We start from the raw sequence: 18,746 nt of genomic DNA on the forward strand, positions 1-18,746 counted from the left end.
TTGCACCTCCTTGCTAGTCTCTGTAGGTATATTAATTATCCACCTATTTATATTTTGCTATAAGTTCCTCAAAATAACTTGATAATTCACTTTCTAAATCATCTATAAGTGATGGGTTATCATTTGGTATATTGTATTTCATTTTATAGAGCTTTTCCATTAATTCCTTATTCATTATAACGGATATTGGTATGCCAACTTTTACTGCCTTACCTCCATTATCATAAAAGGATTCTATAGCTTTAAGCATCTTATATTGTTTGGCTAATGGTACAAAAGTATCTACAGGATTATAAGCATTTTGCTGGAGGAATGCGATTTTAAGACATTTAGCTACTTCAATAATAAGCCTTTGTGCGTCCGGAAGCACATCTTCACCTACTAGTTTAACTATTTCCAGAAGCTTATTTTCTTCATATAAAAGCTTAAGCATCTTTGCCCTTAAATCCATTACGTCGCTCGCCACATTTTCCTCATACCAATCCTTTAGAAGTGTAGTGTATCCGCTATAACTAGATAGCCAATTTATTGCAGGATAGTGTCTTGCATAAGCTAGTTTTTTATCAAGGCCTAAAAAAGCTGAAACAAACCTTTTAGTATTTTGAGTTACAGGTTCCGAGAAGTCCCCCCCAGCAGGCGAAACTGCGCCAATTACAGTTACAGAACCCTCGCTGCCGTTTAAGTTTTCTACGTAGCCTGCTCTTTCATAAAACTCTGCTATTCTTGATGGTAGATAAGCTGGATACCCTTCTTCAGCAGGCATCTCTTCAAGTCTTCCTGATATTTCTCTTAGTGCTTCTGCCCATCTTGAAGTTGAGTCTGCCATTATAGCAACGTGATAACCCATATCTCTAAAATATTCTGCTATAGTTATACCTGTATAAATACTTGCTTCTCTTGCAGCTACGGGCATATTTGATGTATTTGCTATTAGCACAGTCCTATTCATAAGAGGCAAATTTGTTCTAGGGTCTATAAGTTTTGGAAAGTCTTCTAGAACTTCTGTCATTTCATTTCCTCTTTCTCCACAACCAATATATACTATAATATCCGCATCAGACCATTTAGCAAGCTGGTGCTGAGTTATAGTCTTTCCGGTACCAAATCCACCAGGAATGGCACAAGTACCGCCTTTTGCCAGTGGAAAGAATATATCTATAATTCTTTGTCCCGTGATAAGAGGTTTAAAAATAGTTTTTTTATCTTTTACTGGTCTTGGATTTCTTACAGGCCAATATTGATAAAGCTTAAGTTCATAAATCTTTTCGTCTTGTTTTAATTTAACAACCGTGGTTTCTATATTATAGTTACCATTTTCATTTACCTCAATTACAGTTCCAAACACCCCTGGTGGAACCAATATTTTATGCATTATTGATTCAGTTTCTTGAACATTTGCATATATATATCCTTCTTTTAATTCATCACCTAGTTTAACTGTAATTTCTACATACCAAAGTTTTTCTTCATCAAGAGAAATTAATCCTATACCCTCAGGTAAAAAGCCATGAGACATTTCATTTATTTTTTCAAGTGGCCTCTCAATTCCATCAAATATGTTTCCAAGTATTCCTGGTCCCAGTTTAAGAGAAAGAGGACTTCCAGTAGAAATTACAGGTTCACCTATTTTAAGTCCACTAGTTTCTTCATAAACTTGAATAGTTGCAAAATCTTCTTCCAATATTATGATTTCACCGATGAGCTTTTTAAAACCAACCATAACCATTTCTCTCATTTTAAAGCCCTTCATGTGCTCAGCTTTTATAACTGGACCATTTACTCCCATTATATTTCCTTCCATGTCTTTCCCCCATTCATAAATCAGTGGACAGATGCGAAATCTAGCTTACTCTATGGCTAGCATTTCCATAACTCTAACACCAATTAGTTCTTTGCTTTCTTCTAATTTGGAATATAGACTATTATCTATTTTAAATTTTCCTTCAATATCTTTTATTATTATGCCCCCTATAAAGTCTCCCTCTGAAATCTTTATTTCTGCATTTCGATCACTGTAATCTCTCTGCACGATTCCAATTTCACTTTGAAATTTTTCATAATCTTTTTTTAAAACTATAATATAATAGTTCCCTTTGTCTATTTCCTTTAAAGTCTTTTCTAATATACTTAGAAAATAAGGCTTATATTCCGTTAAAGACACAAATTCTACAAGCTTTTGTTTCAGATTTTCTAAAGCCTGATTAATCAGTTTTTCCTTGAGAGATAACACTTCTCTCTGCTTAGTAAGTCTTTCTTTTGCCACTATCGAATTTGCTTTAATATTAGATTTTTTTGTCACTTCCTTTTGAAGGCACTGCCTAAGCTCATCTATCTTTGCTTTTTCCATATTTATTCTTTTTTCAGCTTCTATACTGAAGACTTCTAATCTTCCCTCTTTTTCTTCATTTACCTTGTCATATATCATCTTAGAAAACAAACTTACCTTATCTTCAATGGTGGTCATAACCAACCCTCCTGCAAATTCTAATGCTCTTATTATAACTTAAGGCCTATAGCCTCTTTAACATATCTTAAAATAGCGTCACTACTCTTGCTCCAACCATGCCTGTCCGGAATTTCTACCAAAAGTAGTCTTTGCTTGGACAACTTTATTTTTCTTACTTCATCGGGTATTTTCGCTGCAATTTTCTCTGTTACTATTATTATTCCTATTGCCTTATCTTTCTTTAATTCTTCAATTTTTTTTACGATTTCCTCTTTTTCATGAAGAACAATGCCTTCTAGTCCTGCCATTTGCATACCTACAAATGTATCTACATTATCACTTATTAGATAACTTCTCATAACCCGCTCTCCTAAAATTACAATTTCGCAAGTATCATTATAGATACAATAAGTCCATATATAGCAATACCTTCTCCAAGACCTACAAAAATAAGAGTTTTCCCCAGTATCTTAGGATCTTCAGATACCGCACCTAAGGCTGAAGAACCAACGGCCCCTACAGCATAACCTGCACCAAGAGTTGCAAGTCCTGTAGAAAGGGCAGCTGCTAGATATCCAATTCCTGCAGCTGGGTTCACTGCTACTGCTACTGCAGCGTGAGCTACACTTGGAATATTTACTATTAAAGCCCCCATAATAACTGGTATAAATACACCTAAATTTATTTTAAGAGCTTTTTTAATTTTTTGTCTACCTAAAACATCTATCTTACTTTGCTCCACCACCCCATAAGTAATAGTAGCTATAACAACACAAAATGTTAACATTAATAATATAGTCATAATCGTTATTCCTCCTTATATTTTTTTATATGTGTCACTTCAATTTAACCTTCACAGGTTCAAAAGTAACACCCCCACCCTCATAATACCTACTAAACAATTCATAGTATTCCAGTCTTAGCCCTTGTATAAATACTATGAGCCCTTCAAGGCATATAATTATTACATTTCCAAGTACTAGTATTAGCACTGAAGCAACACCACTATTAGTCATAGAAGCTAGCGCAGCAAATGCAATAAACAAACCAACATGATTTAAAGCAAATGCACCTACTCTTACAAACGAGAGTGTATTAGAAAACATAGATAGTAAAGTTTCTACTACCTCAAAACTTGATTCTATAAAATAATCTTTAGCTCCAGCTTCAAATAATACTTTTTTACCTAAAATAATATTTGCTAGTGGTTGCTTTAACAATATCAATAATAGAAAGAAAATAAAATATATTATCCAAATGGTTGTTGGTAATAATGGATTTTTATAGACAATAGATACTACTAATGATAATGCTCCAATATAAAACATTAAACCTGCAAGACCTTCTTTTCCGAATATTGCCTGTTCTATGTCTTTTCGTCTTAAGCTATTAGTTATTCCTAAAACAAAACCTAAAATCAAGAAACCACATCCAAAAATTATTGTGGCAATTAGTATATCCTCAATATGTTCCATAGGCCTAATTAGAAGAGCTGGAATTACTGTTTCAGAGCCAAAAACACTTCCATATAAAAAACCAAATATAATAGAACTTATCCCAATCCTTTCAAAAATTCCACCAAAACTATTACTACCTAGCTTATTCTTAAGCAAAAACCCTGCTAATACCAATACTAATCCTTGTCCTATATCCCCAAACATAGCACCAAACATTAACGTATAGGTTATTGCCAAAAACATGGTAGGATCAATCTCATCATAACTAGGAATACCATACATCCCAACCATACTCTCAAACGGACTGAACAATTTATTATTTATAAGCATTGTTGGTGTAATTATATCTTTATTTGTTCTTTCATTAGGGTCCTTTCTAATAAATATAATTCTATCATCAAAGTTCGAAAGCAGCTTATTAAAGTTTTCCATATAGCTTTCAGGTATCCAACCAGAAATATAAAAAAATTCATTAGTACAAGCCGCACTTTTTTTTATTTCTCCAGACCTTTGCTCTAATTCATAACTATTTTGAATGTTTATTATAATTTCATAATTTTCATTTAGGAAATCATTAAGCCGTTTTTGAATTTCATCTATGGATTGTTGCACTTGGTTTATTTCTGCGCGTACTGTTACTGCCACTTCCCTCGGAATTCCTGTATAATGATCAGGCACTACAATTTTTTCGCAATTAGCAGATTTAAAAATTTTTTCCGTCTCTACTAACAAAAGTATTGGAGTAAATGCTATAAATATATCATAATCTTTTTCTGTATAGACAGATTGGATTACTGAAGGTATATTTTCATAATTGGCTTTTATTTTAAGCATATTTTGCTCTGGCACTTTGTATAAACCCATTTCAAAATTTTTCATAGTCGTAATATCTTCTATGGGAAGCTCTATTTTTTTTAAAAACTTTAGGGCCTCATAAGTGTTTTTAAGATAATGATCTTTCTCTTTCAAATCCTCGAGTTCTGTGTTTAAAATATTAAATCTTCCGTAGACTGACCATAATTGTTTTTCTATGGTGTCAAAATCAAATATCACTTCTTTAATGTGCTCTTTACTTATACCAAGGGTATTTTGAGCCTCTTGAAGTTTCTCAATATGTTTTAAACTAATATTATATTCTTTATCATACGCGTAAGGTCTTATATAATTTACGTCCATTATAACCTCTACATTATCCGAGGATGTTTTTAATATAAAATCTGACGAGTTTATTTCTTGAAAAGCACTTACTGGTTGCATACAGCCTTCAAGTGCTAACATTTTAGTTATTTTATCAAAATCTTCAATTTTCCCAACTAAATTAACCATATGCATTTTTTCTATAGACACAAAATCACCTCCTGCGTTCCTATACGATAGTTAAGAATTTATAACATGGACGAACCATAATTAATACACTCATTTGTGGTATTGCAATACCTCTTTTGTTCTATTATAGATATAATATCTCTTATTTCAATCCTATAAACAATAAGATAACTAATAACTACGCTAATATTTGTTTTATTTTCTCTAAGAATTTTATTGAAATATTTTTTTTGAAATTCTCGTTCTCGTTTTTCAATTAAATTAGGTTCATCCTTTTCATATATGGATGCATAGGGCGTTTTTTCTAATAGATTTTTAAATTCTTCTATATCATTTATGTAACAAAGTTTTCTAAGTTTCTCCTTAGAAAGTTTATACCCATTATAAATAGTATAGTTAAAAAGTTCCTCCGGAGGTATTTTGTAAAAAGTTTTCCCTCTATATATCCATCCTAAATTTAGAAGATCCGCTTCAAGACTAATAATACTATAGACTACTTCCTTGTTTTCCTTATCTAAATGCTGGAGTTCGCGTCGTATGGATGTAAAATAAACAAAATCAAGTTCCGTTTCAATTCTAAATAATCCTTTTGCACTTGTATCTTTAGCTAAATTTTTTAGGCTCTTATAATATATGCTACCTTTTAATCCGTCTATTACCTCTTCTACATTTTTTAAAGCTAATAAATAATCATACTTTATTGTATTTAACGTACTTCTTGCAATTAGCTTGTTTTCTATTTCTTCTTTACTTAGGCCTAAATTTTTACTTCTTATTATTACTTTTAAATCTTCTATTTCCCATCTCAAAAAAAGTGCTTTAATAAGATCCCTATATTCACCATTAAAATAATTTATAAATTTATTATAAGTACTTATATAATACTTATGTAAAATAATTTCTAAATCACCCCGATGAATCTTCTCTAAGTTATACCCTTCTAAAATTTCACCATAACTAGTTTCCTCTTTTAATACCTCAAGAGTGCTTTTAAAGTCTTTACAATTTAGCAATTTCAAATACTGGTCTTTGCTCATCCGCTTTCCCATCATAGCCCTTACCTTAGTATTTATGGCACTAAACTTAACAACACTTCCCATATATTTTCACTCCTATTGTGATTTTATTATTCTATTAAATATTTCATCAACTATTTTTAATTTATTTCTTTCATATTTCGTATTAATTATATTTAGTTCTTCTTCTTTTTCTTTTATTATGTTCTTAGATCTATTTTCAGCCTCTTTTATTATTTCATCACTTATAGTGCTTTTAATATTTTTAGATTCTTCTTGAAAGCTAACCTTCATATTCATTATAATTTTTTCTAGTTCAATTTCTTTTTCTTTTATCAATTCATCAATGCTATTTCTATAGCTTTCAGCATCTTTGTCTATACTCATTATTTTGTTCATTACAAATTCCAAAGCATCGCCCCCATTATTTTTAAAATAATCCATCGATTTGTTTTTTTCCTATAATAAAGAAAATAACTATCCTTTCATTATATTCTCTTTGAATAGTAATGTCTAAAGCTATTTTTGACATTATCTAAGCGTTTAGTAATGAATTTGAGTATTATTCCAATATATAACGTAAATAGCTAACTCTACCTGTGATTATCTCACATACCCACCTATAAACCTTGTCCTTTTAAACTATGTCTTTTTATTAACTGAATGTTGTAGTATAATTAAGTACTATTGCTAATTGTATTAATGAAGGAGGCTAATTATGAAGGATAACATAGAAGAAATTGAAGGTAACTTATTAAATTATCTTTATGAAAATAAAGCTGCATCCCCACAAAGTGTAGCAAAAATAAAATTGGGTATTGATTTAGGCAAGGGTAAGGGTGATCTTAGATTATTTAAGGCATCACTTGAATCACTAATTAATAAGAAGTTTATAAAAAAACAAGAGGACAGAGGGAATTATAAAATAAATGACACTGGAATCCAGCATATTGAAGGAAAAGAGAAGGTCGAAGAAAATTAAAAAAAGAGTTTAAATCTCTTTTTTATTCCTTAATAATATAGATAAAAAGGTTGACTATCTCTTATATAGTCAACCTTTTTTTTGCGCAATTCGCAATTAAAATTCATATTTTTTATGTAGTAGCCATGTGTTTTCTTGCCACTTATAAATTGATACATTATTAAATTTGCATTGAAAGCTACAAGGTTTAGTATTAACGTATTCCCAAATTTCAGGGTATATATCATTAATTTTTTTAGATGCAATGGTTACATGAAAAATCTTGTTTTTGCCATCTTTATTATCAAAGGCAATATAGGGCAATGAATCAATAGTATCAATGAGCTTGTCATGAAGTTCTTTCCCTTCCACAGACATTTCCACTTTCATATAAATAACCCGTAGGTCAAAGTGATCATAATTATTGATACCATAAGAAGCCCCGATACTCTCTTTGCTAAATATCTCTAATGCAATTTCTAAATCGTCAATACTTCCACCATATTCAAAAGGAGCTTTTATGGTAAAGTGCGCAGGCAATTTGGAGGATTTCGCACCGAATTTTTGAAATACTTCCCTCCGTAAATTATCATTTAAAATACCTGCTTTTCCATCTACTACACTTACTATTACATATCTCACTTTGTCACTTCCTAAATAATTCTTCTATTATTGCTTACAACAATGAAATTATAATTATGATAATAAAATTATGTGATTAAGCTGTGAAATCTACCTTCTAGCTTTAGCAACCTCAATATTTACTCTTCTTTTATGCAACTTATGACCAGAGCTATTTCTTAGGATATCATCAACAAGATTTTTAGGTACATCAATAAATGAAAATTTTTCTAAAATATCAATATTAAAAAGTTCATTTTTATTAATATTAGCAGTCTCGCATAGAAAGGCTATAATATCACTCGTCATAACTTCGTCCATTTTTCCGATAGATAAGAATAGTCTAACATTGCCTTCTGTTGATACAGAATCATCTGAATAGTTATTGTTAACTCCACTATAAAAAATAGTTTTTATTAGGGAAGCTGCTACATCATCTGCACCAAATTCACTAGTTAGAATTTTTCCAAGTGGAATAAAGTTATCATACAAATTTTCTGCTAAAGTTAATTTTATAGACTTTATAATAGTTTCTGACTTTGCTGCAAAAATATCTAGCATAGTAGGTATGCTTTTTTTAGTGATTACACTTTTAGTATCATTTTCAATTCTTCTTTTAGTAGATGATTCTCCTCTTGTAATAAGACTATAGGCTATACCTTCTTTATTGGCTCTACCAGTCCTTCCAATTCTATGGACATATGATTCACTATCTTGTGGTAAATCATAGTTTATTACATGAGTGACATCTTCAATATCTATTCCTCTTGCGGCTACATCAGTTGCTATTAAGTAGTTCAAATTACCATCTTTAAATTTTTTTAGAGTGTTCATTCTTTGGCTTTGTTTCATGTCTCCATGCATACCTTCTACACTGTACCCTCTAGGTTGTAATGCGACAACTAAATCATCAACACCCCTCTTAGTCTTGCAGAATAGTATACAAGTCTTAGGAGCATCAACATCAAGAATTCTACATAGTGATTCAAATTTATTTTTTAAATTTACTTCATAATAATATTGTTGTGTCTTCGCAACAGTCATAGATTTTTTTTCAATTGCGATAATTTTTGTATTAGTCTTCATATATTTTTTTGATAATATCTTAATAGCTCTTGGCATAGTGGCTGAGAAAAGCATAGTTTGTCTATCTTCACTTAAGTTACTTAAAATATCTTCAATATCTTCAATAAAGCCCATGTTTAACATTTCATCTGCTTCATCTATAACAAGAAATTTAGCATTGGCCAATTTCAAAGTACCTTTTCTAATATGGTCTAGTATTCTTCCAGGAGTTCCAACCACAATATCTACTCCTCTTTTTAAAGCTGAGATTTGTATAGCAATAGATTGTCCTCCATATATGGGTAATATCTTAATTCTTTCATATTTTGCAATTCGCTTAAGTTCTTCGGCTACTTGGATAGCTAGTTCTCTTGTAGGAGCTAAAACTATTGCTTGCACTTTTCCTGTTGATTTTTCCATTCTGCATATAATAGGTGCACCAAAGGCTAATGTCTTACCAGTTCCAGTTTGAGCCTGCCCTATAATATCAAAATCTTCCAAAGCAACTGGAATACTTTTTTCTTGAATGTCTGATGGGTATTGAAATTTTAAATCTTGTATAGCGTGAAGCACTAGTTCGTTTAGTCCTAGTTCATCAAATTTAATTTTGTTCATTCTTCTTCCTCTTTCATCTCGTATAGTATCAAATACGTCTCATATTAAAAGAGTATGTACAAAACAAGCAAATACTAAACTAAAAATGGAAATTTTAATTGTTTGTTATTTTTAAACTTTATATGCTATCGAATATTCTCTACAAACTGAATTTTTAATCCATTTGGATCCAATACGTAGAAAAACTTGTTATGTGGATTGGGCTGAAATGGTCCACTATGAATATCTATACCTTTGCCTTTAACAAAAGCCATCATTTTATCTACTGAGTCTACTTCAAATCCAAGGGAAATATCCTGTCCAAGGTTTACTTCTTTAATGGCTTCATTGCATATCAGTTCAACCTTTGTTTCCCCATCTCCTAAGAATGCAATTTCTACTCCTGGCCCTGCATTGAATCTTCTACTCACATTAAGCCCGACAATCTCCGTATAAAACATTAAAGATTCCTCTAAATTTCTAACCATTAATGTACTCCAGCAAAATTTCATAATTTGATTCCTCCCTTTTAAATTCTTTTATTATTTCTATATATACCCCTATTTTTCCTTCTGAATCTTAAATAAAAAGTGGCCTAGATACATAAAATTATGTATAGGCCGCAATATGTCTATTTAAATTGGCGGAAATTGCGACAGTTATCTCCCTGCTAATCTTTCTCTCCCCTGTTTTTTTGCAATAAACCACAACCTCATTAATATAAGTACACCAAGGGCACCAACGATGCCCTCTCCTATAAAAATAGCTCTTGCGGAAGAGGTATACATAGCAATTACAGATGGGAGTCCATCCCAAAGCCCATGCAACACAACCACGACAACATATGCTTCAATAACCCTTAAATTCAACTTAAATTTCCGCGGAGCACTTTCTCTTAAAAGTACACCTGCCAAAATAGCTGTCCAAGTACCATGACCTAATGGAGACAATATTCCTCTTAGTAGCGTTATAAATACAGTAGATGATAAACTTCCACCACTCTTTAAAAACATAGTAAAGGCATAACCTGAGCTCTCTAACGCTGCAAAGCCCATTCCTGCGGCTGCCCCAATAATTAAACCATCTAGCTCAAGGTCATGCTTTCTACTTCTGAAAATAACTAATACTCCAAGAATCTTTGCAAATTCTTCAATTATCCCTACCAACATAGTTGTTGAAAAGTTTAACTTATGAATAAAAATAGGTTCAAGTATTGCTGCTGCAAAGGTACCTAAGAACCCACCATAAAAGAAACCGGCAAGAGTCATAGCCATATTTACATTACTTAAGGTTCTTTTTTCATATAAAAAGGCCACATAGGTAACTGGTATAAGAAAATTGCCCAACATAACTATTGATGGAAACAGATTGGGGTTTTGTGTTAATACCAACACAACTAAACCTAATACGTAAATTATTAACCCTATTATTAATAATTTCCACCATTTATACCGTCTTTTTCTTAATTTTTCTTCCATATTTTCTAAAATCCTTTCTATTAAATTCTTTTAAAAATATAAGTTAAATTTAATATATATTGTCCCCTAATGACTAAAATTATAAATAATATTTTTGTTACGCAAGTAATATATTTTTCTAATAATTAAAACCACAAGCTTTTAATTAAACGGCTTGTGGTTTTTATTTTATAAAAATTTTCTTTATTACAATACAGAACTCACAAGTTTTTTTGTGTACTCATGAGAAGGTTCATTTAAAAGCTGTTTCGTATGTCCACTTTCAACTATCTTTCCTTTATACATAACTGCAATTCTGTCACATATATGTTTTACCACCTTAAGATCATGAGCAATAAATAAATAAGTTAAGTTTAATTCATCTTTTAGGTTGTCAAGCAAATTTAGTATCTGTCCTTGAACAGAAACATCAAGTGCAGATACAGGCTCGTCGCAAATAATAAAGCTGGGCCTTATAGAAATAGCTCTAGCAATACCAATTCTTTGTCTTTGCCCTCCACTCAATTGAAATAGGAACTTTAACTTATCACTTTCAGACAATTCTACTAGCCTGAGCAACCGAGATACTTCCTTATCCATATCCGAGCTTTTAACAATATGATGCAGTTTTAAAGGTTCCGTCAATAGTTCTTCTACTGTCATTTTAGGGTCCAATGCCCCTTGACTATGTTGGAATATAATTTGTAGTTCCTTTCTCATACTCCTCATATCATTATCATTTATTGCTGTCAGTTCTATATCCTTATAAAATATTTTACCTTCATCCTTTTATTATTTCTATATATACCCCTATTTTTCCTTCTGAATTTTAATAAAATCAATTTGAAGTTGGTTAATTTATATCTATTTACTACTGAATTTGGATACATTAATTGTAAATCGCCCATTAAAATCATAGAAAATAACCCTTCGGACAGTCTATATTTATTATTGAGACAGTCCAAAGGGTCATTTTGTTATTTTTTAGCTATCCACAATTGTTGATTTTCTGATAAGTATTTTTAAATTTTTATTTGTATTTCTCAATATATTCTAAAAGTGCCATGCTAACCAAATCCATGCTTTTATACTCTTTATATGTATCTGCAAAATCTTTAAACTGCCCCAAAACATCTGAATACAATCTAATAGTTGTGGTAGCCTTAAATTCTCCGTTAAGAATATCTTCATTAATTTTTAATTCTTGCGTTTGTGGTACATCAATTATAATTTTATAATCTGTTATTTGCTTTTCTGTTTCAGTTTTATCTGCTACTTTTTTCTGTTCTTTTACAAAGTCATAAGCTGAATCAATAGCTTCCTCTATGCTATCAGAATTAAAGCTCATGGAAGGAATTTCATCATCTAAAGTTAAACAAAATTTAGAACTTGATTGGATTTTCACCTTATATCCAGCATCTATTAGTTTTTCTAATTTATTCATTTCTCACACACCTTTTATTTATATTTTATTTTAAATATTTTTTCGAACCTCTTTTAGGATTATATTCTTCAGTTTGCTACCTAATATTTATAAATTTAATATGCCATACTTTAATATATATTATGTTTTATAATCATCTTCTTATGCATAAATTTAATGGTAATGTTTTAGGTATTGTATCAAATTGTTTTATACTATTTTTATTAATATTTCATGTAAAAAAATCACGCTAGGATAAGCGTGATTTTTTTATTAAATATATAATTTCCTGCATTATTTTTTATCTTTTTTTGACCATATTTTTAAACCTATAAGCAATCCAGCCCCAATTGTAGATGCAATTCCTGTATATATTGCTACTTTACCTGGGGTTGTTTTATTTTTGGGTGTTTTAACTGTCTTGTGATAATCTTCCATCAAATTTTCATACTGTTTCTTGTTGATATTTCCTATACCTATACCCATAACGCTACAATTCATGGCTGCAAAATAATTAATTTTTTCTGATATGTAACAGTTAAATGTATGTATTTTCTGAGGTGTTGAACTTCCATCATTCCATAATTCAACTCCAAATAATTCTTCATATATAAATTGATGTTGAAAAACAACTAAAGAGTAATTACCCCGTTTTGAGTGATATATATTAATATATCCATTTTTTGCAATTAGTTTGTCAATATGTCCTTTGTAGAAAACTAAAATGTTCTTAGATGAATTTTCATTCTTGATCTTATCAAATAATTCTCTGCCATCAAATGAATAAAATAATTCAACAGTAGTTATATCATTCTTCACTAATGCTAGTTTGATTATATCTATATATGAATCAATGTATTGTATATCTTCAGGAAGTTTATTTTTGTAATCATTTATTACCTTTTGAGTTTTTTTATTAAATAGACCATTGATAAATTCCATTTTATACACCTCTCTTCTTCCTTGTCAGTTTTGTTAGTCTTATTAGTTTATCATATTTTGCCCTCTTTGAGAATACTTACCCTATCATAATTTAATTTTCAAATGATTGTGTTGCATACTTTACCTGTAGTAGAAAATGCAACGCCAACACCAATCCGCTTGAATTTATCATTTAATATATTGGCTCTATTCCAGGGTGAATTCATCCAATCTGTACTCTACTATATGCTGAAAACAAATCCCATTTTTTATTAAAATCCATATTCCAAAACTTAATAAATATATTCTATGTATGTAGTGAACTCCCTTTTTTTCTAAAATGTTTTTGCATAAATGTAGTCCATCATGTTTTTATAATCATCAGCATTATATTCATCTTCACTAAATTCTTCACTAAGACACATTTCTAACTGCTCCCCTGTGGCTCCCATACCCATTTTTTTATCTACCCACATTTCAAAACGTTCCTTAATATCTCCCTCAAATTGGTTCCTGAAACTTGTATTATTTAGCATTAAATATCCCTCCTAAATAGATTTTTTAGTAAACCTTATACTAATATCATCCCCATTTTTAGGTGTTTTAATGCTTGTACGATTTCAGTTAGATTTAATTAATTTGCTCTAACCCCTTGTTTGTCAATCCGTTGTCAAAGCCAAAATAAAAAGCGGCCCAGATAACATAAAAATTATGTATCTAGGCCGCAATATGTCGATTTAATTGGCGGGAATATGTGTGAATCGAACACACCCATCGTGGTATTAGCACGACAACACAGTTTTGAAGACTGGCAGGCACACCAGCACCTATCTACTCCCAAGGACAGTGCTAATTATAGCATAATATTTCTTTATATTCAATAGTAATATGCATAATTCTGTCGAATTCTTTAATATTTAGTTCCTGTTCTAAATGTCTTTATACAATACCCTATCATTCTCTACCCTTTTAGTTAATTTAATTCCATCAAAATGCTCTAAAAGTGCTACTGCAAATTTTCTACTTGTGTCAAATACTCCTCTAGCTGAAGATGCTGCTATGCTGCCATTTTCTTTTATGTAATTGTAAACTATTGTTTTTGAGTTTTCATAATTTTCTTTTGTAAAAATACAATCCTCGGCTATTTTTATTAATTCTTCATTATCCATAAGTGAATCAAAAACCATTTTAAAGGCCTTTTTATCCTTTTCATTTATAGCTAAGTCAGTATATTTAGGTGTATTATATCTACCTTTATCATAAGCAGAAATAATGTTCTCTTTTAATTTTTCTTGCTCCACTGTATATTGTATCCTAAAATCGTATAAACATACAGATTTTTCATATACTTTTATGGAATTTCTATCTTCCATAAGAATTAACATTTCATCATAGATTTTTTGCTTAGTATTTTTGCCAAAAATCTTATTTTTGATCTCCTCTTTTGGCATACCTACCTTAAGTGGATTTTCATTATGATATGCCATTAAGATATTCTCTATTTCCTCAATCCTTTGCTTTAGAAAATTCTTATGTATGTATATTGCCTTATCTAAGGCCGTTAGTTTAATTATTATATTGTCCTCTACCAGTGTTTGTAATTTATTTTCTATGCTTTCTTCGTTTTTACCTAGTGCTTTTAAAATCACTGTAGTATCTGGGTAGTCCCCACTTAATTTTTTAACAGTATTCTCTAAAATATTTTCAGTCTTTCCACTTTCTTTAACTTTAAGTTCTTCTATATACTTTTCATTAAATCTTTTAGCCTTTTGCGCAACAGGTTCAATGACAATTCCACCGGCTATAGTATGCATAGGTGAATAGCTTCTAAGTACATATCTATCATTTCTTTGAGCATTTATGGATTTTTCCAGTCTTAATTGGACATAAGCACTTTCACCTGGCGCTATTTCTTCTTTATCTAATATAACAACCCTACAGAGGATTTCATCTGTTCCATGATATAATCTAACTCTCTGCCTATTAACTAGTGGTTTTTCTGCACTTTTTAGATAGTAAAGCGCACAATCTATTGAAAAAGAGGGTTCCATTATATTTAATTTAGAAACTACATCGCCTCTGCTTATTTCACTTAGTTTTATATTGGCTAGGTTTATAGCACATCTTTGCCCTGCTTCTCCAAACTCTTCAGGTTTATCATGAATTTGAATGCCGCGAACCTTTGTAACTACTTTTGAAGGATATACTTCTACAGTATCTCCCACCTTTATTCTTCCACTTATTATTGTTCCAGTTACCACCGTACCAAAACCACTTACAGAAAACACTCTATCCACAGGTAATCTAAAATGACCCTCTGTATCTTTAGCATCAACTTCTTCAGTGATTTTATCAATATCTTCTACAAGCTGCGCAAATCCCATTTTTGTTTTTGATGATACTGCATGAATAGGTGCATTCTCTAAAAATGTATCTTTAAATTCATCCCTCAAATCACCTTTAATCATTTCAATCCATTCAGCGTCCACGAGATCTGCTTTTGTAAGTACTATAATTCCTCTTTTAACATTTAGCAATTGCAATATTTCAAAATGCTCTCTAGTTTGAGGCATAATACCTTCATCCGCAGCTATTACGAGTAGTACCACATCTATGCTACTTATTCCTGCTAGCATGTTTTTAATAAATTTTTCATGCCCTGGAACGTCAATAATTCCAGCTCTTCTACCAGAGGGTAAATCGAAATAAGTGAATCCTAAATTTATAGAAATACCTCTGTCCTTTTCCTCTTTTAAAGTATCCGTCTCTCTACCGGTTAAGGCTTTAATTAAGGTAGTCTTCCCATGATCTATATGACCTGCCGTTCCTATAATAATATGCTTCATACAAGCAACATCCTTTCCATAAAAATATGGACATGTAAGCTAATTATACATTTTTCATGTTTTTAAAAGCCTCTACAATAAGTCCATAATCCTTTTCAAATAGTGTCCTAAGATCCATTATAACTTCATTATTATTAATTCTTACAATTATAGCTACTTCATTCATTCTTAAAGCCTCTTCTATTTGCTGCGCGCCGTAGCTTTCACTTTTTATTTTTATTACATAAGTTTCTATTTTTTCTGTGGGCATGGATCCCCCACCAACCATTGAGTAGTCATTATCTATTGTGAAAGTAAATTTATCAGTTTTATTTTGAAGTATTCTTTTTAGTTTTTTAGCTCTTTTCTTGAGTTCTTCCTTGCCACATAAAAGCATGTTTAAAGTCGGTATGTTTTTAATAGCCCCTGTTTCTTCTAAGTAATGCGTTAGCGTACCTTCTAAAGCTGCCAACGTCATTTTATCTATTCTTAGTGCCCTAGTTAATTGATTTTTTTTCATTCTATCAATATACTTCATCTTTCCTACTATAATTCCAGCTTGAGGACCACCTAGCATCTTGTCTCCACTAAAGGTTACTACATCTATACCCTTTTTTATGCTTTCCTGAACAGTTGGCTCATAGACAAACCCATATTTTGAATAGTCAATTAGCACTCCACTTCCTATGTCTTCAACTACTGGTATATCTTTTTCATTTCCTAGTTTTACTAAGTCTTCTATTGATACTTCTTCTGTAAAACCCATAATCTTAAAATTGGAGGTATGGACTTTTAATAGTACTCCTGTGTTTTCAGTAATATTATCTTTATAATCGTATAAATGAGTTCTATTAGTTGTACCTACTTCTACTAGTTTAGCTCCACTAAATTTCATGACCTCAGGAACCCTAAAAGAGCCTCCAATTTCAACTAATTGCCCTCTAGATACTATTGCTTCCTTTTCCCTACACAATGTATCTAGGGCAAGCATTACTGCTGCTGCATTGTTATTTACCACCATAGCAGCCTCTGCACCAGTTATCTTTATAAGAATATCTTCTATATGTGAATATCTTGACCCTCGACTACCTTTTTCAATATCATATTCAAGGTTGTTATAATTTTCGGCAACATTAACTACTCGGTCTATTGCATCCTTTGATAAAAGGGACCTGCCTAAATTTGTATGGACTACAGTTCCCGTAGCATTTATAACTTTTCTCAGTTTTGGACTATTCTTTTTATTTAATAGTTTAATAGAATGTCTTATTACTTCTTCTTTGGTTAAGGATTGTATTTCACCATCTAGAATTGCTTTTCTATAAACTTCTATAGTTTCTCTTAAAGAAGCTAATACAAGAACTCTTATATTGCTTTCCAACTGTTCTTTTATTGCTCCTTCTTGAAGTAGTTCATCTACCTTGGGTAAACTTCTTAATAATTCTCTATTCATTATATTTTCACCCCGCATTTATTTTGTTAATTAAATTAGTGCCTGCAGCGCTTTAGTATGGAGGATTTTTATTACTCCACAATTATATATTTATCTTGCAAAGGGATTACCTCTCCAATAATTTGTGATTGTAATTCTAATTCATTTAACCTACTCATGAGTTTTGTCGCCTCGTCACTTGTACAGGACACTAAAAGTCCACCTGAAGTTTGAGGATCAAATAATATGTCCTCTAACCATTCTGGTATGTTTCTAAGTTCATATTTACCTTCTAAGTATGCTTTATTGTTATAGTTGCCTGCAGGAACTAGTCCTATCTTTGCATACTCTTTAGCTTCTTTTATGTATGGTATATTTTCTTTGAATAATTTTAAACTTACATCTGATCCCTTAGCCATTTCATAGCAATGCCCCATAACACCAAAGCCTGTTATATCTGTACAAGCACTTATCTCATGCTGCATAATGATTTCTCCAGCATATTTATTTAAAGTACTCATAACCAAAACAGCCCTGTCATAAGCCTCTTTTGAAGCCATTTCAGCTTTTATTGCGGTACTAATTATACCAGTACCCAATGGTTTCGTTAAAATTAACACATCCGAAACATTACAGCCATAATTTTTAAGCACCTTATCTGGATGTACTATTCCCATAACAGATAGACCATATTTAGGTTCATCATCCTGTACTGAATGACCCCCTATTACTATTGCTCCAGCTTCTATTACTTTATCTGCTCCACCTTTTAAAATTTGTCCAAGTATCTCTATATCTAAACAATTAGGAAAACATACTATATTTAAAGCTAATGTTGGTTTACCTCCCATAGCATATACGTCACTTAATGAATTAGCTGCTGCTATTTGACCAAATGTATAAGGGTCGTCTACCACAGGTGTAAAAAAGTCTAATGTTTGAATTACTGCAATTTCATCGCTTAATTTATACACCGCTGCATCATCTGAGGTTTCAATTCCAACAATTAAATTTTCATTTTCCATTTTAGGTAATTTACCTAGTATCTCCGCTAAGGCCTCCGGCCCTATTTTTGCTGCTCAGCCAGAGGTTTTTGAAAGTTCAGTAAGTCTTTTTACCATGTTAAAACCCCCTTGTAATTCTCTATCATAGATAACAATTATTAATTGTTACTAAATCTTCAAGATAATTTTATACCATTA

General features: G+C 31.2%; 20 protein-coding genes and 1 tRNA gene. 1 reads left to right on the forward strand and 20 read right to left on the reverse strand.

The window, feature by feature from the left end; all coding sequences use genetic code 11:
* Positions 1 to 43: 43 nt before the first annotated feature.
* The 7 genes from G9F72_RS17840 to G9F72_RS17870 are packed head-to-tail and all read right to left on the reverse strand — an operon-like array spanning position 44 to position 6,644.
* Positions 44 to 1,801: a V-type ATP synthase subunit A gene (locus tag G9F72_RS17840; protein ID WP_164955972.1), complete on the reverse strand. Its 1,758-nt coding sequence runs from the start codon at positions 1,799 to 1,801 to the stop codon at positions 44 to 46.
* A gap of 45 nt (positions 1,802 to 1,846) precedes the next feature.
* Positions 1,847 to 2,464 (reverse strand): V-type ATP synthase subunit E, encoded by a 618-nt coding sequence (locus tag G9F72_RS17845; RefSeq protein ID WP_164955973.1) that lies wholly within the window; start codon positions 2,462 to 2,464, stop codon positions 1,847 to 1,849.
* Positions 2,465 to 2,496: 32 nt separating this feature from the next.
* A complete protein-coding gene (locus G9F72_RS17850; protein ID WP_164955974.1) occupies positions 2,497 to 2,805 on the reverse strand; it encodes a V-type ATP synthase subunit F in 309 nt (102 codons plus the stop codon).
* 17 nt (positions 2,806 to 2,822) lie between these two features.
* Entirely contained in the window at positions 2,823 to 3,248 is a 426-nt protein-coding gene (locus G9F72_RS17855; protein ID WP_164955975.1) for an ATP synthase subunit C, read from the reverse strand.
* Between the two features lie 34 nt (positions 3,249 to 3,282).
* Positions 3,283 to 5,250, reverse strand: a complete 1,968-nt coding sequence (locus tag G9F72_RS17860; protein ID WP_164955976.1) for a V-type ATP synthase subunit I — start codon at positions 5,248 to 5,250, stop codon at positions 3,283 to 3,285.
* A 38-nt stretch (positions 5,251 to 5,288) separates the two neighbouring features.
* Positions 5,289 to 6,329 (reverse strand): V-type ATPase subunit, encoded by a 1,041-nt coding sequence (locus G9F72_RS17865; RefSeq protein WP_164955977.1) that lies wholly within the window; start codon positions 6,327 to 6,329, stop codon positions 5,289 to 5,291.
* A gap of 12 nt (positions 6,330 to 6,341) precedes the next feature.
* Entirely contained in the window at positions 6,342 to 6,644 is a 303-nt protein-coding gene (locus G9F72_RS17870) for a hypothetical protein (RefSeq protein WP_224676159.1), read from the reverse strand.
* 319 nt (positions 6,645 to 6,963) lie between these two features.
* Between G9F72_RS17870 and G9F72_RS17875 the strand changes: the two genes are divergently transcribed.
* Positions 6,964 to 7,227 carry a hypothetical protein gene (locus G9F72_RS17875; RefSeq protein ID WP_164955979.1) on the forward strand — a complete coding sequence of 88 codons (264 nt, stop codon included), beginning with the start codon at positions 6,964 to 6,966 and terminating at the stop codon, positions 7,225 to 7,227.
* A gap of 96 nt (positions 7,228 to 7,323) precedes the next feature.
* On the opposite strand, the gene G9F72_RS17880 is transcribed toward G9F72_RS17875, so the two are convergent.
* The 13 genes from G9F72_RS17880 to selD form a co-directional block, all read right to left on the reverse strand.
* Positions 7,324 to 7,848 carry a 2'-5' RNA ligase family protein gene (locus G9F72_RS17880; RefSeq protein WP_164955980.1) on the reverse strand — a complete coding sequence of 175 codons (525 nt, stop codon included), beginning with the start codon at positions 7,846 to 7,848 and terminating at the stop codon, positions 7,324 to 7,326.
* A 90-nt stretch (positions 7,849 to 7,938) separates the two neighbouring features.
* On the reverse strand, positions 7,939 to 9,507 hold the full coding sequence (locus tag G9F72_RS17885) for a DEAD/DEAH box helicase (protein ID WP_164955981.1): 1,569 nt from the start codon (positions 9,505 to 9,507) through the stop codon (positions 7,939 to 7,941).
* A gap of 125 nt (positions 9,508 to 9,632) precedes the next feature.
* Positions 9,633 to 9,998 carry a VOC family protein gene (locus tag G9F72_RS17890; RefSeq protein ID WP_164955982.1) on the reverse strand — a complete coding sequence of 122 codons (366 nt, stop codon included), beginning with the start codon at positions 9,996 to 9,998 and terminating at the stop codon, positions 9,633 to 9,635.
* A 147-nt stretch (positions 9,999 to 10,145) separates the two neighbouring features.
* Positions 10,146 to 10,964 (reverse strand): PrsW family glutamic-type intramembrane protease, encoded by an 819-nt coding sequence (locus tag G9F72_RS17895; RefSeq protein WP_164955983.1) that lies wholly within the window; start codon positions 10,962 to 10,964, stop codon positions 10,146 to 10,148.
* Between the two features lie 186 nt (positions 10,965 to 11,150).
* Positions 11,151 to 11,717, reverse strand: coding sequence for an ATP-binding cassette domain-containing protein (locus G9F72_RS17900; protein WP_164956087.1), 567 nt, complete (start codon positions 11,715 to 11,717; stop codon positions 11,151 to 11,153).
* A 256-nt stretch (positions 11,718 to 11,973) separates the two neighbouring features.
* Entirely contained in the window at positions 11,974 to 12,387 is a 414-nt protein-coding gene (locus tag G9F72_RS17905; protein ID WP_164955984.1) for a hypothetical protein, read from the reverse strand.
* A 273-nt stretch (positions 12,388 to 12,660) separates the two neighbouring features.
* Positions 12,661 to 13,308: a hypothetical protein gene (locus G9F72_RS17910; RefSeq protein WP_164955985.1), complete on the reverse strand. Its 648-nt coding sequence runs from the start codon at positions 13,306 to 13,308 to the stop codon at positions 12,661 to 12,663.
* A gap of 98 nt (positions 13,309 to 13,406) precedes the next feature.
* Complete coding sequence (locus G9F72_RS17915) at positions 13,407 to 13,514, reverse strand: CAP domain-containing protein (RefSeq protein ID WP_164955986.1); 108 nt, start codon at positions 13,512 to 13,514, stop codon at positions 13,407 to 13,409.
* Positions 13,515 to 13,622: 108 nt separating this feature from the next.
* Positions 13,623 to 13,823 carry a hypothetical protein gene (locus G9F72_RS17920; protein ID WP_164955987.1) on the reverse strand — a complete coding sequence of 67 codons (201 nt, stop codon included), beginning with the start codon at positions 13,821 to 13,823 and terminating at the stop codon, positions 13,623 to 13,625.
* A gap of 206 nt (positions 13,824 to 14,029) precedes the next feature.
* Positions 14,030 to 14,126 (reverse strand) — tRNA-Sec (locus G9F72_RS17925).
* Between the two features lie 90 nt (positions 14,127 to 14,216).
* Positions 14,217 to 16,133 (reverse strand): selenocysteine-specific translation elongation factor, encoded by a 1,917-nt coding sequence (selB, locus tag G9F72_RS17930; RefSeq protein WP_164955988.1) that lies wholly within the window; start codon positions 16,131 to 16,133, stop codon positions 14,217 to 14,219.
* A gap of 43 nt (positions 16,134 to 16,176) precedes the next feature.
* Complete coding sequence (gene selA / locus G9F72_RS17935; RefSeq protein ID WP_164955989.1) at positions 16,177 to 17,565, reverse strand: L-seryl-tRNA(Sec) selenium transferase; 1,389 nt, start codon at positions 17,563 to 17,565, stop codon at positions 16,177 to 16,179.
* A 71-nt stretch (positions 17,566 to 17,636) separates the two neighbouring features.
* Positions 17,637 to 18,665, reverse strand: a complete 1,029-nt coding sequence (selD, locus tag G9F72_RS17940; RefSeq protein WP_164955990.1) for a selenide, water dikinase SelD — start codon at positions 18,663 to 18,665, stop codon at positions 17,637 to 17,639.
* Between the last annotated feature and the right edge of the window lie 81 nt (positions 18,666 to 18,746).

This window comes from Clostridium estertheticum (assembly GCF_011065935.2).
GTDB classification, from domain to species: Bacteria; Bacillota; Clostridia; order Clostridiales; family Clostridiaceae; genus Clostridium_AD; species Clostridium_AD estertheticum_A.